Genomic DNA, 14,505 nt, shown 5'->3' with positions numbered 1-14,505 from the left:
TGATGGATCCAACCCCTCCGCTGCTATAGTGCAGTCGGCTTCTGACGTTCAGTGCAGCCGTCTTCTGAAAACGACAGCCGCGCCGGGCGCTTTGGCGGGCTTGTCACAAACCTACGTTTTCAAGAAGAAGGAAACCGCATGCCCCGCCGTTCGATCCTGTCCGCCGCCGAGCGCGAAAGCCTACTGGCGTTGCCGGACACCAAGGATGAGTTGATCCGTCACTACACGTTCAGCGAAAGCGACCTGTCCATCATCCGGCAGCGGCGCGGCCCGGCCAACCGGCTAGGCTTCGCCGTGCAGCTCTGCTACCTGCGCTTTCCTGGCGTCATCCTTGGCGTCGATGAGCCGCCGTTCCCGCCCTTGCTGAGACTGGTCGCCAACCAGCTCAAGGTCGGCGTCGAAAGCTGGGACGAGTACGGCCAGCGGGAACAGACCCGGCGCGAGCACCTGGTCGAGCTGCAAACGGTGTTCGGCTTCCAGTCCTTCACCATGAGCCACTACCGGCAGGCCGTCCAGTTGCTGACCGAGCTGGCCATGCAGACCGACAAGGGCATCGTGCTGGCCAGCGCCTTGATCGAGCATCTGCGGCGGCAGTCGGTCATTCTGCCTGCCCTCAACGCCGTCGAGCGGGCGAGCGCCGAGGCGATCACTCGCGCCAACCGGCGCATCTACGATGCCTTGGCCGAACCGCTGTCGGATGCGCATCGCCGCCGCCTCGACGATCTGCTCAAGCGCCGGGACAACGGCAAGACGACCTGGCTGGCCTGGCTGCGCCAGTCACCCGTCAAGCCCAATTCGCGGCATATGCTGGAGCACATCGGACGCCTAAAGGGGTGGCAGGCGCTCGACCTGCCTTCCGGCATCGAACGGTCGGTGCACCAGAACCGCCTGCTCAAGATCGCCCGCGAGGGTGGCCAGATGACGCCCGCCGACCTGGCCAAGTTTGAGCCGCAGCGGCGCTACGCGACGTTGGTCGCGCTCGCCATCGAGGGCATGGCGACCGTCACCGACGAAATCATCGACCTGCACGACCGCATCCTGGGCAAGCTGTTCAACGCCGCCAAGAACAAGCATCAGCAGCAGTTCCAGGCATCCGGCAAGGCGATCAACGCCAAGGTGCGGCTGTTCGGGCGCATCGGCCAGGCGCTGATCGAGGCCAAGCAAGCGGGCCGCGATCCGTTCGCCGCCATCGAGGCCGTCGTGTCTTGGGATGCTTTCGCCGAGAGCGTGACCGAGGCGCAGAAGCTCGCCCAACCCGAGGACTTCGATTTCCTGCACCGCATCGGCGAGAGCTACGCCACGCTGCGTCGGTACGCGCCGGAATTCCTCTCTGTGCTCAAGCTGCGGGCAGCGCCCGCCGCCAAGGACGTGCTCGACGCCATCGAGGTGCTGCGCGGCATGAACAGCGACAACGCCCGCAAGGTGCCCGCCAACGCACCAACCAATTTCATCAAGCCACGCTGGCAGAAGCTGGTGATGACCGACAACGGCATCGACCGGCGCTACTACGAACTGTGCGCGCTGTCGGAGATGAAGAATGCGCTGCGCTCCGGCGACATCTGGGTGCAGGGGTCGCGCCAATTCAAGGATTTCGAGGACTATCTGGTGCCGCCCGCAAAATTCGCCAGCCTCAAGCAGGCCAGCGAATTGCCGCTGGCCGTGGCCACCGACTGCGACCAGTACCTGAATGAACGGCTGACGCTGCTGGAAACGCAGCTTGCGGCCGTCAACCGCATGGCGCTGGCGAACGAGCTGCCGGACGCCATCATCACGGAGTCGGGCCTGAAGATCACGCCGCTCGATGCAGCGGTGCCCGATACCGCGCAGGCCTTGATTAACCAGACCGCAATGGTCCTGCCGCACGTCAAGATCACCGAATTGCTGCTGGAGGTGGACGAATGGACGGGCTTCACCCGGCACTTCGCGCACCTGAAATCGGGCGACCTGGCCAAGGACAAGAACCTGCTGCTGACCACGATCCTCGCTGACGCGATCAATCTGGGCCTGACCAAGATGGCGGAATCGTGCCCTGGCACGACCTACGCCAAGCTGGCGTGGCTACAAGCCTGGCACATCCGCGACGAGACCTATTCGACGGCGCTGGCCGAGCTGGTCAACGCGCAATTCCACCATCCCTTTGCTGAGCACTGGGGCGATGGCACCACGTCATCGTCGGACGGCCAGAACTTCCGCACCGGGAGCAAGGCCGAGAGTACCGGCCACATCAACCCGAAATACGGCAGCAGCCCAGGGCGGACGTTCTATACCCACATCTCCGACCAGTACGCGCCGTTTCATACCAAGGTCGTGAACGTCGGCGTGCGCGACTCGACCTACGTGCTCGACGGTCTGCTGTACCACGAATCCGATCTGCGCATCGAGGAGCACTACACCGACACGGCAGGCTTCACCGATCACGTTTTTGCGCTGATGCACCTGCTGGGCTTCCGCTTCGCGCCGCGCATCCGTGACCTGGGCGACACCAAACTCTACATCCCGAAGGGCGAAGCCGCCTACGACGCGCTCAAATCGATGGTCAGCAACGACCGGCTGAACATCAAGGCTATCCGCACCCATTGGGAAGAAATCCTGCGGCTGGCCACCTCGATCAAGCAGGGCACGGTGACGGCCTCGCTGATGCTGCGCAAGCTCGGCAGCTATCCCCGCCAGAACGGCCTGGCTGTGGCGCTGCGCGAGCTGGGACGCATCGAGCGCACGCTGTTCATCCTGGACTGGCTGCAAAGCGTCGAGCTGCGCCGCCGTGTGCATGCCGGACTGAACAAGGGCGAGGCGCGCAACGCGCTGGCCCGCGCGGTGTTCTTCAACCGCCTGGGCGAAATCCGCGACCGCAGTTTCGAGCAGCAGCGCTACCGGGCCAGCGGCTTGAACCTGGTGACTGCCGCCATCGTGCTGTGGAACACTGTCTATCTGGAACGGGCCGCGAACGCCCTGCGTGGCCACGGCCAGGCCGTCGATGACGCCCAGTTGCAGTACCTGTCCCCGCTGGGCTGGGAGCATATCAACCTGACCGGCGATTACCTCTGGCGCAGCAGCGCCAAGATCGGCGCGGGCAAGTTCAGGCCGCTACGGCCACTGCAACCGGCTTAGCGTGCTTTATTTTCCGTTTTCTGAGGCGACCCCCTGCAACGGCAAGCGAAGCGCCTTACATCCTCGATGGCCTGCTGATGAACGATGCTGGACGCCATATCCGCGAGCAGTTCACCGACACGGGCGGCTTCACCGATCACGTCTTTGCCGCATGTGCCATTCTCGGCTACCGGTTCGCTCCGCGCATCCGCGACCTGCCATCCAAACGGCTCTACGCGTTCAATCCGTCGGCCGCCCCGGCGCACCTGCGAGCGTTGATCGGCGGAAAGGTCAACCAAGCCATGATCGAGCGCAATTGGCCCGACATCCTGCGCATCGCCGCCACCATTGCTGCCGGGACCGTCGCGCCAAGCCAGATTCTGCGGAAACTCGCCTCCTATCCGCGGCAGAACGAGCTCGCGACAGCCCTGCGGGAAGTCGGTCGCGTCGAGCGCACCCTGTTCATGATCGACTGGATTCTGGATGCCGAACTCCAACGGCGTGCCCAGATCGGGCTCAACAAAGGCGAAGCTCATCATGCGCTGAAGCGGGCAATCAGCTTCCACCGCCGCGGTGAAATCCGCGACCGTTCCGCCGAAGGCCAGCATTACCGCATCGCCGGCATGAATCTGCTCGCCGCCATCATCATCTTCTGGAACACCATGAAGCTCGGCGAGGTCGTTGCAAACCAGAAACGCGATGGAAAGCTGCTATCGCCCGATCTCTTGGCCCATGTTTCGCCGCTCGGATGGGAACACATCAATCTCACCGGAGAATATCGCTGGCCAAAGCCTTAGCGTAGGATTCCGCCCCCTCCCGCAAACGACCCCTTGTGGGCTTCCGCGCCGACAATCCCACCACTGCGCAGATCGACGACGGGCTGGTAGTGCAGTTCAAGCTGCCCGCGCTCGACCGCTTGGGCCAGTTCCGGCGTCGTCCATCCATCCGGCCGGAAAGCGCTCATTCTCTTTCCCTGAATGCCCGCAACGCCCGCGACAGGGACAGAAGGAACAGGCCGGTCAAACCGAGCGCCGCGATGACCCAATGCTCGCCGAGGAAAGCACCGGCGGTTGTGCCGGCCAGCACGACAGCGAGGATGGGCAGGTGGCAGGGGCAAGTCAGCACAGCCAGTCCGCCCCACAGGTAGCCGGTGATCGGTTTGTGCGTCTCGGACGGCAAGCGCTCGGGGTTGTTCATGGCAGACTCTCCGCGTGCTGTGCCGGCTCGGTCGGCAGGGTGGCCAACTGCACTTCCAGATCGGCCAACGCTTCGCGCCGACGCTCGACGAACTGACGCAGCAGGGCAAGCTGCGCGGCCGCTTCGTCGCCGTCCGCCGCATCCAGCGCCCGGCACAGCCGCGCCAGCGCGTCGAGGCCGATGCCCGCCTCGAAGGCCGCCCGCACGAAGCACAGCCGTTGCAAGGCGGCGTCATCGAACAAGCCGTAGCCGCCTGGTGTGCACGCCACCGGGCGCAGCAATCCGCGCAGCAGGTAGTCGCGCACGATATGCACGCTCACCCCGGCATCAAGAGCCAGCCGGGACACCGTGTAGGCGTTCATTGAACACCTCCTTTTTCTCACCCGGCGCAGCAGGAAAGCTGCTTCACATCCTTGTTGAAGGTCTGCGCCGCGAGCTTCAACCCCTCGACCATCGTCAGGTAGGGGAACAACTGGTCGGCCAGTTCCTGCACCGTCATGCGGTTGCGAATGGCCAGAGCCGCCGTCTGGATCAGTTCACCCGCTTCCGGCGCGACCGCCTGTACGCCGATCAGCCGATGGCTGCCTTCCTCGATAACCAACTTGATGAAGCCGCGTGTGTCGAAGTTGGCGAGCGCACGCGGCACGTTGTCCAAGGTCAAGGTGCGGCTGTCGGTCTCGATCCCGTCGTGGTGGGCTTCCGCCTCGCTGTAGCCCACGGTCGCCACTTGCGGATCGGTGAACACCACGGCCGGCATTGCGGTCAGGTCGAGCGTTGCGTCGCCGCCGGTCATGTTAATGGCCGCACGAGTGCCGGCCGCTGCCGCCACATAGACGAACTGCGGCTGGTCGGTGCAGTCGCCGGCCGCGTAGATGTTCGGGCTACTGGTGCGCATGCCCTTGTCGATGACGATGGCCCCCTGCGCATTGACGGCTACCCCCGCCGCTTCCAATGCCAGGCTGCGCGTGTTCGGTGTCCGGCCGGTGGCGACCAGCAGCTTGTCGGCGCGCACTTCGCCCTGTCCAGTGGTCAGCACGAATTCGCCGTCCACATGGGCGACTTGGCTGGCTTGCGTATGTTCCAGTACCTTGATTCCTTCGGCACGGAAGGCGGCTGTGACGGCCTCGCCGATGGCAGGGTCTTCGCGGAAGAACAGCGTGCTGCGCGCAAGGATCGTGACCTGGCTACCCAGCCGGGCGAAGGCTTGCGCCAGTTCCAGCGCCACCACCGACGAGCCGATGACGGCCAGGCGTTCGGGAATGGTGTCGCTGACCAAGGCCTCGGTCGAAGTCCAGTAGGGTGACTCTTTCAGGCCCGGAATCGGCGGCATGGCCGGACTGGCACCCGTGGCGACCAGGCAGCGGTCGAACATCACGACGCGCTCACCACCCTCGTTCAAACTAACGATAAGGCTCTGGTCGTCCTTGAAACGCGCTTCACCGTGCAGAACGGTGATGGCTGAATTGCCGTCCAGGATGCCTTCGTACTTGGCATGACGGAGTTCTTCGACACGGGCCTGCTGCTGGGCCAGCAGCCGCTCGCGCAAGATCGTCGGCGGTGTGGGTGGCATGCCGCCGTCGAATGGGCTTTCCCGGCGCAGATGGGCGATGTGGGCGGCGCGGATCATGATCTTGGACGGCACACAACCGACGTTGACGCAGGTGCCACCGATGGTGCCGCGCTCAATCAGCGTGACCTGCGCGCCTTGCTCGACGGCCTTCAGTGCTGCCGCCATCGCGGCTCCACCGCTGCCGATCACGGCGACTTGCAACGGGCGCTCGCCGCCGCTGCCCTTGTCGGCGGCACCCATCCAGCCGCGCACCTTGTCGAACAGCCCAGTGCGGTTGTCGGTCGGCGGGGCATCGGCGAGCATCGCTTTGTAGCCCAGGCCAGCCACGGCGGCGGTCAGTGCGTCCGGCGCTGTGCCTGGATCAAGGGCGAGCTGGGCCGCGCCCTTGGCATAGGACACTATGGCAGATTGGACGCCGGGTACTTTTTCCAGCGCTTCCTTGACGTGCGCCGCGCACGAGTCGCAGGTCATGCCGGTGATTTTTAGATGGGTCATGCGACAGATCCTTTTTCGTTTGTGGTAGCAGACAAGGGCGTCAGATGTGCTGCGCTGCCGTTTTCAGTGCCTCACTTCTTGACGCTGGACGGATAGCCTGCGTCTTCGGTGGCCTTGGTCAGCTTCTGCACGCTGGTCTTGGCATCATCGAAGGTGACAACCGCTTCGCGTGTCTCGAAGGTCACGTTAACTTTGCTGACGCCTTCGACCTTGGAAATCGCCTTCTTGACGGTGATCGGGCAGGTGGAGCAGGTCATGCCCGGTACGGACAGCGTGACGGTCTGGGTGGCGGCGAACACGGGGGCAACGAAAGCGGCGAGAGCGAGGGAGGCAAACAGTTTTTTCATGATGAACTCCTGGTTAGTAGAAAAATGGCATGACGTAGGGAAAACCAAGCGCGACCAAGACCAACACGGCGACGAACCAGAAAATGAGCTTGTAGGTGGTGCGCACTTGCGGAATCGCGCACACCTCGCCCGGCTTGCAGGCTGCGGTCGGTCGGACGATGCGCCGCCAGGCAAAGAACAGTGCAACCAGCGCCGCGCCGATGAAGATCGGGCGATAAGGTTCCAACACCGTCAAGTTGCCGATCCAAGCGCCGCTGAACCCCAGGGCGATCAGAACCAGCGGCCCCAGGCAGCAAGCCGAGGCGAGGATGGCGGCAAGCCCTCCAGTGAAGAGCGCGCCGCGCCCGGTTTTTGGTTCAGACATGCGCTTGTCCTTTCGAATTGAAATTGGATAGCGTAACCTTACTTCCGTACTCATGTACGGAGTCAAGCGATATGGAAAACAATTTGGAGAACCTGACCATTGGCGTTTTCGCCAAGGCGGCCGGGGTCAATGTGGAGACCATCCGTTTCTATCAGCGCAAGGGCTTGTTGCTGGAGCCTGACAAGCCCTATGGCAGCATCCGCCGCTATGGCGAGGCGGATGTAACGCGGGTGCGCTTCGTGAAATCAGCCCAGCGGCTGGGCTTCAGCCTGGATGAGATCGCCGAGCTGCTGCGGCTGGAGGATGGCACCCATTGCGAGGAAGCCAGCAGTCTGGCCGAGCACAAGCTCAAGGACGTGCGCGAGAAAATGGCTGACCTGGCGCGCATGGAGGCCGTGCTGTCTGAGTTGGTGTGCGCCTGCCATGCGCGAAGGGGGAACGTTTCCTGCCCGCTGATCGCGTCACTACAGGGTGGAGCAAGCTTGGCAGGTTCGGCTATGCCTTAGCGTGCTTTATTTTCCGTTTTCTGAGACGACCCCATGAATGTCGATCGGCAGACCCAGGGTCTGTTCGATCATGGCAGAGCATTCGATGTGCCAGCCGGGGCGGCCATCGCCCCACGGCGAAGGCCAGGACGGCTCCCCGTCCTTGGACGGCTTCCACAGCACGAAGTCGTGGGGGTTCTTCTTGTAGGGGGCGACCTCCACGCGGGCACCGGCGATCATGTCGTCCAGGTTCCGGCCAGACAGCGCGCCATAGGCCGGGTAGGACGAAACATCGAACAGGACGTGACCCTCGGCCGCATAGGCGCAGCCGGCGTCGGCGATGGCCTGGATCTGGCCGACGATCGCGGGAATGTAGTCGGTGACGTGCGGGGCCAGGTCAGGAGGCGAGACGTTCAGCAGGCCCATGTCGGCCAGATAGGCCGCCTCGTAGCGGGCGGTGACCTCGCCGATCGGCACGCCCTCCTTCGCCGCCTTGGCGTTGATCTTGTCGTCCACGTCGGTGACGTTCCGGGCGTAGATCACCTTCTCGGCGCCGTAGGTCCGGCGCAGGAGCCGCACCAGGACGTCAAACACGACCGGCGGGCGGGCATTGCCGATGTGGGCGTAGTCATAGACCGTGGGGCCGCAGACATAGAGGGTCACCCGATCCGGGTCGCGCGGTTCGAACAGGCGCTTTTCACGGCGCAGGGTGTCGTGAAGGATCAGTGGCATCGACAGGCGGGCGTGGTTGCTCGGGGCGGCGGCGCCGCTCCATGTGCCGCCTGATATACCGCCCCGAAGGATTGAGGAAGGTTAAGCGCCTCCCGGCCGGTGCGAAGTCACGCGGCCGTCGAGCGGGCGGCGAGGCCATCCACCAGACTTAGGACGGCGCGGCGCTGCTCCGCCGGGAGGCGCAAAAAGTAGCCCGTCAGGCTGGCGATATCCTCGGCAAGAACCGGATCGGAGATTGCGGCGGGAAGGTCGGCCGACGCGGCGACGCCCTCGTAGAACTGAGCAACCGGGACGCGGAAATAGCGGGCGGCGTCGAGAAGCCGTCCCGCCGACAAGCGGTTCGAACCGCGCTCATACTTCTGGATTTGCTGGAATGTCACGCCAAGCGCATCGCCAAGATCTTGCTGGGTGACGCGCCGCTCGCGACGAAGCGCAGCGAGGTTGCGGCCGATAGCGGAGTCGGTGTCGTTGGGCTTCTGGTTCTGAGACATGGGCGCTCGCTCGGGTTGTTCGCGCGCAACGGCGCAGGTATGGGAGATTAACGGGGCAGGGCAGGCAGAATGTTCAGGTGGCTCTACGGCGCGGTGATGCGATCCATAATGGCGGACGTCCGCCTGTTCGGCCGCGAGCCGCCCGGCGCAAGGCCAGGCAGGCGGTCGGGCCGCTAAAGCCCGAGGTCATAGGGACCGTCGCCATTGAGCCAGACCACCACGCGCCCTTCTCCGCCTTGGGAGAACGACGCCATCACGGACCGCTCTTGGCCAGGTCGAATAGGAGCGACCACCCAAAGGGGAATCGTCGCCGGCATGGCGTCGCCAAGATCACCCGCCACGGAATCGGCGATGGCCACCACTCGACGCACGGCCGGATGCAATTCGGCCCGGGCCGACAGCGCTTCCGCGTCCTCGGCCGTCGCGGCGCTGATGAAGGCGACCGGAGGCGGAGTGCTGGGCCAAAGCGGCAAGTCTTCAATCAAAGCCTGGCCTGTGCCGAAAATCGCCTGAGGCGGCCTGAGCATCGTCCAGGCCTCGATGGCTTCTGGACGACGGTAATGGTGGACGAAGAGGGCGCCAGTTGCGTCGGCCGCTTCGGCGATCGCGGCGCGCCTGCGATCCTCCAACCCTGGAAAGGATGATGGCGGAGCCGCTAGCGCATACTGCAGAAGTCTAAGGAGACCTTGTTCGCGCTCCTGCGCGCGCCAAACCACCTCGGCCATAGTCAAGCCGTCGATCGGCCCCACGGGAAGCGCATCGGGCGGGAAAGTCGAACGCCCGTGCCGAGCCGCAGGACCGATCAGCCGTTCCCACAGCGGCCGGATTTCATCAAGCGTCGCTCCCTCGCTGATCCGCCGGCCGACTGACTGGCTGGGATCATCGGCGTCCAGGATCTCCGAGACCAGGACCTCCCGCGCAGCGGCCAGCACACCGGCTGCGCTGGGGTGATCCTCCCCGGCGTCAGCGGCGGCGACGATGCGTTGCAGGGTGCGTCTGTTGATGCGGGCCAGCTCGGAAAACGGCGTCAGCCAGGACGGACCAAACCGCCGCTCGGCCAAGCTGATAAGACGCGCAGTCGGCGTCGTGGCGTCCAGGGTCGTCATAGGTCACTCCAAAAGGGAAACGGGGATCGTGACGAGGCAGGTGTTCACGTTCGTCCCGACGCTCGCGAACGATCCCTCGGGCAGGTCCATGATCCGGCCCCGCGCCGCCTCCACCATCGCGCGGAACGCGACGGTGGCGGCGTCCTCGCGGAAGGCGACGCCGGCGGACATGATGGCGACGAGGCGGCCGCCTGGCGCGACGAATCGGAGAGCATGGCGAACATGGTCCAGGTCGCGACCGCGACAGAAGGGCGGGTTCATCACCACGCGATCGAACCGGCCGACGACCTCCGGCGACAGCTGCATGAAGTCGTCATGGATGACCCGGCCCAACGTGCCGCTGCTGGCCAGCTGCTCCGCGAACTGACGCTGGATCTCAACGGCCGTGACGTGTCCGCCCCGAGAAGCGGCGCGGAAGGCGAGGGCGCCGGTCCCAGCGCTAGGCTCCAGGACGGTCATGCCGGCGCGAATGTTGGTGTCGTCCACCACACGGTCGGCCAGGTCGTCCGGCGTCGGAAAGAAGCTGAACCCGGCCGCGGCCTCGCGCGGCACGGGAGCGCCAGGCGTGGATCCGCTCGCGTCACCAAGGGCTGCGCCATAGTGCTGCGCCAGCAGGAGGTTGACCCGCTCAACCAGGTCGTCGCGGAGAAACCAGACGTGGGCGTTGCCGTTTTTGAAAATGCGGACCCGAAAGTAAGCGTCCTCGACCGTGAACGCGGGCCGTTCGCCGCGATTGCGCTTGTCCCGGTCGATCGCGCCGACAATGCCGTCCACCTGGTCGGGCTGTTGGCGGCCGTCCAGGACGTGGAACGTCCGTTCGACGTCTCTGAGAACGTCTTGCTGGCGGGCGTAGTGGTTCCACGTCCCATAAATCCCGAAGGCGTTAGAGAGAACGATGCGGGAACCGATCTTGAACCCATCGTGAGAACGAAAACGCCGGTCCAGCTTCGCGAATGCGGTCGCGATCCCGCGCCTGAAAATGGTGTCGGCGTCTTCGAACAGCGCCTGCATCGTCGCGCGACAGTTTTCCGGTGTCGCCGGCGGCGGATCGTCCGTCAGCTGCCGCGCGAACTGCTCCTTAGCCGTCCGATCCATCAAACGCTCAAGACCGCTGATGTTCAGCAGGTGTCGCCAGGCGACACGGTTGGCGTGTTTTTCGACGCCCGCGACAAACGCCTGGCGGTCACCACGACGGCCGCCGAGCATTTCCATGATCGACTTGTCGATATAGCCCGTCGTCGGATCAGTCGGGCCCGTCTCGTGAAGGTGAGAAAAGCCCTCCTGGATAAGGTCGAACGCCCGGCCGAACGTCTCGATCGCCGCGAGACGGTGTGCGTCGATCTTGTCGATCGGCGCGGCCATGATGAGTTCACGTCCCTCGTCCATCACGCCGCCTCGCCGAACTGGAACCCATCAACGGGGTAGGGAAGTGACGGAAGCGCTCTTGCCGCAAGCCGCGCCGCCTGGGTCAGGCTGAACGCATAGACGTGGTTGCCAGGGTGGCGACGGCGACGGAGGAAGCCGGTGGCCAGCAGGCCAGCATACCAGGCCCGCAAATCGTCTTTCCGATCCGGCCGGACTGCGCCAGCCGCGACCAGTTGGTCGACGGCGTAGGCGTAGCCCTGTTCACGGTTCTGGATCTTGGACGTCGCCCGTCCGGAGAAGACCTGGCCGTCCGGCATGACATGAAGGGTTCGCGCCCTCGCCCTGCCTCGATAGGTTGCGGACATGGCTTGATAAACCCGCCCCACATGGCCCGGCTTTACGAGGCGCCCCGCGCCATCGCGGCGCTCCACCGGGTCGGCATAGGAGACGACGCTAAGCACAGCTGGCTTCTCGCGGCGAAGGAGCCGCACCGCGCGCGAGAGGAAATAGGTCTCGCCATTCCCCGCCACCGAATCCAGCAAGACGAGGCGCCCCAACTCCACGCCTTCGGGCGAGGGCAGGCCGGTATGCGCCGGCACGACCTGGTTGTTCATCGGGGTGGAAAAGGTCGCCACGCCGACCAGGAGAGGACGCCGCACGGTCTGGTCAAACAGCCCCACGGATAGGCGGGACGCCGGGAAGCTGCCGGCGTAATGGTGCGCTTCCACGAACGGTCGGGCCTGGCGCTCGCAGTCGATCACGTCAACTGCATAGTCGCATGGCCGTATGACTGTAGCGGCGGGGATGAAACGGGCGCGCCGGTCGCGCCAGCGCTGAGAACGATCGGTCAGCATGGCCGCCTCACGCTGCGACGGCGGCGAATTCGTCGTCTTCATCGACCTCGCCCGCCTCGTCATCGGCGGCCAAGTCGAACGCTTCGGCTATTTCGTCAGGGCTCCAACCGGCCTCGGCGCATAAGCCGATCCAGACGGGCAGGCGAGGGTGGCGATCAGGAGGGATATACATGGTCGGTCAATCCGATTTGAGTTACCGCGCGGCCGATGCCGCTTGGCTGATAACTATTGTATATATTCTGGCGTTACGAACAAGTCGAAACTTACACGCCAAACCTCAAGCGGCCGCCTCCATCGCTGGGTCGCGCCCACGCATGACGATCACCGCCGCCGCCGCCACGGCCTCGGCCTTGGACGAGGCGGACGTGAGCGGATCACCCTTCGCGTTCACGACGCGCCATCCGCCCGGCGCGCGCTTCACGTCAAAACCGGCGAGACGAATCTGATCCAGCGTTGGCGGGTATGTGGGGGGAGGGGGCGCGATCAAGGCCTCGGATTGCTCGCCTACTGCCATCTTCACATCGAGCCCTAGCCGAAGGGCGACGTCCACCAAGGAATCGACCGTCCCGCTGCGGCTGGCGTGGTTCAATATCAGGTTTAGACGCGGCTGACTGAAGCCTAGGCGCCTCGCGGCCTCGGCCTGGGGGACATTCCAGGCCTTCACCCGGTTCGCGATAGCGGTGGCCAGCAGCAGCCGTAGGCGCGGGCTCTGTTCGGAACGGTTGGTCATGGGAATTACCGCTCAGGATCCAGGCCGGCGCGATCCTGGGCGGCCCGTTCAGCGTCGCGGCCCAACTCTGCGGTCACCATGTCCCTGACAGGACCGAGCCGCCCCGTCATCGTGGTCCACACCAAATCGGGGCTGACGCGCTCATAGGCGTGAGCGGCGATATGCCGAAAGCCTTTCATTTCACGCCAGGGGATATCAGGGTGCCGGGCCTTGAGATCGTCACTCAGGTGGTTGGTCTTCTCGCCGATGTGCATAAGGCGATGGGTGGCCGCATCCTGGTGAAGCGGCGAGGCGGCAAACGCGGCCCGCGTCATGCCGCCGAAATCACGCTGGAAACTATCGAGCAGGTCGGAGATTTGCTCTAGCCGGAGAATGTCGGCGCGGTCGGTCGGGTTCACTTAGAATACTCGCAACAACTCAGGTTCGACTTCCCGCGCAAACCGAGGGGAAAAGGTGCGCCGCTCGACAAAATCGACGGCCGAGACGCCAAGAGCGTCTGCCAGGTCGAGGCAGATGCGCCCTTGGTCAAAGGCGTCGAAAGACGCGCCTGGGCGAACGTCAAAAGCGACGTCCACGTCAGACGTGGCTCTCGCCTCATCCCGTGCAACGGAACCGAACAGATACAGATGATCCACCCCTTGCCCGCGCAACGTCGGCTCAAGGTGACGCAGCCTCGTAAGGGCGATGGCTCGGCGCATTGTCCTACTCCTTCTTGGCGTCAGATTAGCACAGCAGCCTAGCTTTGCCCTACCACCCGACGTTCGGACCCAACGGCGGAACCGCACAAACCGTTCGCCCCCGTCCAGGTCATCCATGACCGGCGATCGCCTCTTGAAGCACGGCGTCGGCCCATTCGGTTAGAACGGTCGCCAGCTTCTCGGCGTTTCCGATACGTTCGGCCTCGCCATAGTGTCGCATGAAATCGCGATAGGCACGACGCGCGACACGGGACACATCGGGCAGGGTGACCGTCGCCGCGTCGGAAGCCTTGAACGCCTGAGCGAGAAGGCGCGCATCCTGCATCGCGTCGATCGGATCTCTCTCTCCCCAATCGCGGATCAAAGCCGCTACGTGCGGCGAGCAATCGCCGGCGGCGAGCGCCGCGTGAAGCACGGGATGGAGCGACGCACGATTTGCGGGCTCGGTCGGCACGTCTTCGGATTCGTAGAGCCAGCCCTGGACCGTCAAATGATCCCCTGTGTCGAGGCACGTCGCGGCGAACTCGCCATCCAGGTCAGCGCCAGCCGGATAGGCCAGATGCAGGGTCATTCCGTTTCCATGGAAATAGCCGCGATGGACGTGGCCGCGTTCAGCGGCGCGGAACGCCCACGGCCCAAATCCATCGGACCCAGCGATTTGACCTAGCGGCGTGTTGTGTGCTAACATATTGGATTTGCTCAGGATTTCGCAGACCACACAGTCTCGGAGCGTGTTGCGAAAATAGGCGGCTGAATTATTGGAATTAATCTCGCAATTTTAGGGTCAAGCCCGTTGCACTCATTATCCGAGGCCCTGTTGCGAGGCCGCCGCCGCTTGGGTGGCTGTTAAGCGGGAAAGTTCCAGAAATTCGAGACGTAGAAAGCTTGTGGATAAACGCCAGGGGCGAAGCGAGGCGTCCGCTTCTGACTCGGAGCGGCAGTTCCGTGAGTCTGCTTGAGGTGACTGAGACGCAATAGTCTCGA

Annotated in this window: 16 protein-coding genes and 3 pseudogenes; 4 read left to right on the top strand and 15 right to left on the bottom strand. The window is 64.3% G+C overall.

Going from position 1 to position 14,505, the window contains the following annotated elements:
• Positions 1 to 138 precede the first annotated feature (138 nt).
• Entirely contained in the window at positions 139 to 3,108 is a 2,970-nt protein-coding gene (locus tag EGK63_RS13195; protein ID WP_125901866.1) for a Tn3 family transposase, read from the top strand.
• 32 nt (positions 3,109 to 3,140) lie between these two features.
• Positions 3,141 to 3,884, top strand: a pseudogene (locus EGK63_RS13190) (Tn3 family transposase); the annotation flags it as partial.
• Between the two features lie 38 nt (positions 3,885 to 3,922).
• On the opposite strand, the pseudogene EGK63_RS13185 reads toward EGK63_RS13190, so the two are convergent.
• The 6 genes and pseudogenes from EGK63_RS13185 to merT form a co-directional block, all read right to left on the bottom strand.
• Positions 3,923 to 4,051, bottom strand: a pseudogene (locus tag EGK63_RS13185) (Diguanylate phosphodiesterase); the annotation flags it as partial.
• Positions 4,048 to 4,284, bottom strand: coding sequence for a broad-spectrum mercury transporter MerE (gene merE, locus EGK63_RS13180; RefSeq protein ID WP_003132004.1), 237 nt, complete (start codon positions 4,282 to 4,284; stop codon positions 4,048 to 4,050). The pseudogene EGK63_RS13185 and the gene merE, both read right to left, overlap by 4 nt.
• Positions 4,281 to 4,646: a mercury resistance co-regulator MerD gene (gene merD, locus EGK63_RS13175; protein WP_000995360.1), complete on the bottom strand. Its 366-nt coding sequence runs from the start codon at positions 4,644 to 4,646 to the stop codon at positions 4,281 to 4,283. Before merD ends, merE begins: the two co-directional genes overlap by 4 nt.
• A 17-nt stretch (positions 4,647 to 4,663) precedes the next feature.
• Positions 4,664 to 6,349, bottom strand: coding sequence for a mercury(II) reductase (gene merA, locus EGK63_RS13170; RefSeq protein WP_031942740.1), 1,686 nt, complete (start codon positions 6,347 to 6,349; stop codon positions 4,664 to 4,666).
• Between the two features lie 71 nt (positions 6,350 to 6,420).
• Positions 6,421 to 6,696, bottom strand: a complete 276-nt coding sequence (gene merP / locus EGK63_RS13165) for a mercury resistance system periplasmic binding protein MerP (protein ID WP_003131872.1) — start codon at positions 6,694 to 6,696, stop codon at positions 6,421 to 6,423.
• Between the two features lie 13 nt (positions 6,697 to 6,709).
• Entirely contained in the window at positions 6,710 to 7,060 is a 351-nt protein-coding gene (gene merT, locus EGK63_RS13160; RefSeq protein ID WP_003124454.1) for a mercuric ion transporter MerT, read from the bottom strand.
• Between the two features lie 71 nt (positions 7,061 to 7,131).
• Here merT and EGK63_RS13155 point away from each other — a divergent pair, with 71 nt between their 5' ends.
• Positions 7,132 to 7,566, top strand: a complete 435-nt coding sequence (locus tag EGK63_RS13155) for a mercury resistance transcriptional regulator MerR (protein ID WP_003131969.1) — start codon at positions 7,132 to 7,134, stop codon at positions 7,564 to 7,566.
• 30 nt (positions 7,567 to 7,596) lie between these two features.
• On the opposite strand, the pseudogene EGK63_RS13150 reads toward EGK63_RS13155, so the two are convergent.
• From EGK63_RS13150 to EGK63_RS16805, 5 genes and pseudogenes are all read right to left on the bottom strand, one after another.
• A pseudogene (locus tag EGK63_RS13150) lies at positions 7,597 to 8,277 on the bottom strand (cysteine--tRNA ligase); the annotation flags it as partial.
• A 107-nt stretch (positions 8,278 to 8,384) separates the two neighbouring features.
• Complete coding sequence (locus tag EGK63_RS13145; protein ID WP_039247761.1) at positions 8,385 to 8,768, bottom strand: helix-turn-helix domain-containing protein; 384 nt, start codon at positions 8,766 to 8,768, stop codon at positions 8,385 to 8,387.
• 173 nt (positions 8,769 to 8,941) lie between these two features.
• Positions 8,942 to 9,874, bottom strand: a complete 933-nt coding sequence (locus EGK63_RS13140) for a hypothetical protein (RefSeq protein ID WP_125901865.1) — start codon at positions 9,872 to 9,874, stop codon at positions 8,942 to 8,944.
• Between the two features lie 3 nt (positions 9,875 to 9,877).
• The gene (locus EGK63_RS13135; protein ID WP_125901864.1) at positions 9,878 to 11,260 is read right to left on the bottom strand and encodes a DUF4942 domain-containing protein; all 1,383 of its coding nucleotides are present in this window, start codon (positions 11,258 to 11,260) and stop codon (positions 9,878 to 9,880) included.
• Positions 11,260 to 12,093: a hypothetical protein gene (locus tag EGK63_RS16805; RefSeq protein WP_125901863.1), complete on the bottom strand. Its 834-nt coding sequence runs from the start codon at positions 12,091 to 12,093 to the stop codon at positions 11,260 to 11,262. The genes EGK63_RS13135 and EGK63_RS16805 overlap by 1 nt, the downstream gene beginning before the upstream one ends.
• On the opposite strand from EGK63_RS16805, the gene EGK63_RS16930 reads away from it, so the two are divergent.
• The gene (locus EGK63_RS16930) at positions 12,092 to 12,217 is read left to right on the top strand and encodes a hypothetical protein (protein WP_256375793.1); all 126 of its coding nucleotides are present in this window, start codon (positions 12,092 to 12,094) and stop codon (positions 12,215 to 12,217) included. The genes EGK63_RS16805 and EGK63_RS16930 overlap by 2 nt on opposite strands.
• Before the next feature lie 153 nt (positions 12,218 to 12,370).
• On the opposite strand, the gene EGK63_RS13125 is transcribed toward EGK63_RS16930, so the two are convergent.
• The 4 genes from EGK63_RS13125 to EGK63_RS13110 all read right to left on the bottom strand — a co-directional run bounded on the left by EGK63_RS13125 (position 12,371) and on the right by EGK63_RS13110 (position 14,092).
• The gene (locus tag EGK63_RS13125) at positions 12,371 to 12,823 is read right to left on the bottom strand and encodes an XRE family transcriptional regulator (protein ID WP_125901862.1); all 453 of its coding nucleotides are present in this window, start codon (positions 12,821 to 12,823) and stop codon (positions 12,371 to 12,373) included.
• A 5-nt stretch (positions 12,824 to 12,828) separates the two neighbouring features.
• Positions 12,829 to 13,221: a DUF86 domain-containing protein gene (locus tag EGK63_RS13120; RefSeq protein WP_125901861.1), complete on the bottom strand. Its 393-nt coding sequence runs from the start codon at positions 13,219 to 13,221 to the stop codon at positions 12,829 to 12,831.
• On the bottom strand, positions 13,222 to 13,521 hold the full coding sequence (locus tag EGK63_RS13115) for a nucleotidyltransferase family protein (RefSeq protein WP_125901860.1): 300 nt from the start codon (positions 13,519 to 13,521) through the stop codon (positions 13,222 to 13,224).
• 109 nt (positions 13,522 to 13,630) lie between these two features.
• A complete protein-coding gene (locus EGK63_RS13110) occupies positions 13,631 to 14,092 on the bottom strand; it encodes a hypothetical protein (protein ID WP_125901859.1) in 462 nt (153 codons plus the stop codon).
• Positions 14,093 to 14,505: the final 413 nt, after the last annotated feature.

The organism is Brevundimonas sp. 357, from assembly GCF_003938605.1.
Taxonomy (GTDB): Bacteria; Pseudomonadota; Alphaproteobacteria; order Caulobacterales; family Caulobacteraceae; genus Brevundimonas.
Note: the sequence above shows the minus strand (reverse complement) of the source record. Positions and strands in the feature narration are given on the sequence as shown.

Coding starts and splice junctions, on each gene's coding strand:
- merD (WP_000995360.1), bottom strand. CDS start 4,646: ATGAACGCCTACACGGTGTCCCGGCTGGCTCTTGATGCCGGGGTGAGC.
- merE (WP_003132004.1), bottom strand. CDS start 4,284: ATGAACAACCCCGAGCGCTTGCCGTCCGAGACGCACAAACCGATCACC.
- EGK63_RS16805 (WP_125901863.1), bottom strand. CDS start 12,093: ATGCTGACCGATCGTTCTCAGCGCTGGCGCGACCGGCGCGCCCGTTTC.
- merT (WP_003124454.1), bottom strand. CDS start 7,060: ATGTCTGAACCAAAAACCGGGCGCGGCGCGCTCTTCACTGGAGGGCTT.
- EGK63_RS13125 (WP_125901862.1), bottom strand. CDS start 12,823: ATGACCAACCGTTCCGAACAGAGCCCGCGCCTACGGCTGCTGCTGGCC.
- merP (WP_003131872.1), bottom strand. CDS start 6,696: ATGAAAAAACTGTTTGCCTCCCTCGCTCTCGCCGCTTTCGTTGCCCCC.
- merA (WP_031942740.1), bottom strand. CDS start 6,349: ATGACCCATCTAAAAATCACCGGCATGACCTGCGACTCGTGCGCGGCG.
- EGK63_RS13135 (WP_125901864.1), bottom strand. CDS start 11,260: ATGGACGAGGGACGTGAACTCATCATGGCCGCGCCGATCGACAAGATC.
- EGK63_RS13115 (WP_125901860.1), bottom strand. CDS start 13,521: ATGCGCCGAGCCATCGCCCTTACGAGGCTGCGTCACCTTGAGCCGACG.
- EGK63_RS13195 (WP_125901866.1), top strand. CDS start 139: ATGCCCCGCCGTTCGATCCTGTCCGCCGCCGAGCGCGAAAGCCTACTG.
- EGK63_RS13110 (WP_125901859.1), bottom strand. CDS start 14,092: ATGACCCTGCATCTGGCCTATCCGGCTGGCGCTGACCTGGATGGCGAG.
- EGK63_RS13155 (WP_003131969.1), top strand. CDS start 7,132: ATGGAAAACAATTTGGAGAACCTGACCATTGGCGTTTTCGCCAAGGCG.
- EGK63_RS13145 (WP_039247761.1), bottom strand. CDS start 8,768: ATGTCTCAGAACCAGAAGCCCAACGACACCGACTCCGCTATCGGCCGC.
- EGK63_RS13140 (WP_125901865.1), bottom strand. CDS start 9,874: ATGACGACCCTGGACGCCACGACGCCGACTGCGCGTCTTATCAGCTTG.
- EGK63_RS16930 (WP_256375793.1), top strand. CDS start 12,092: ATGGCCGCCTCACGCTGCGACGGCGGCGAATTCGTCGTCTTCATCGAC.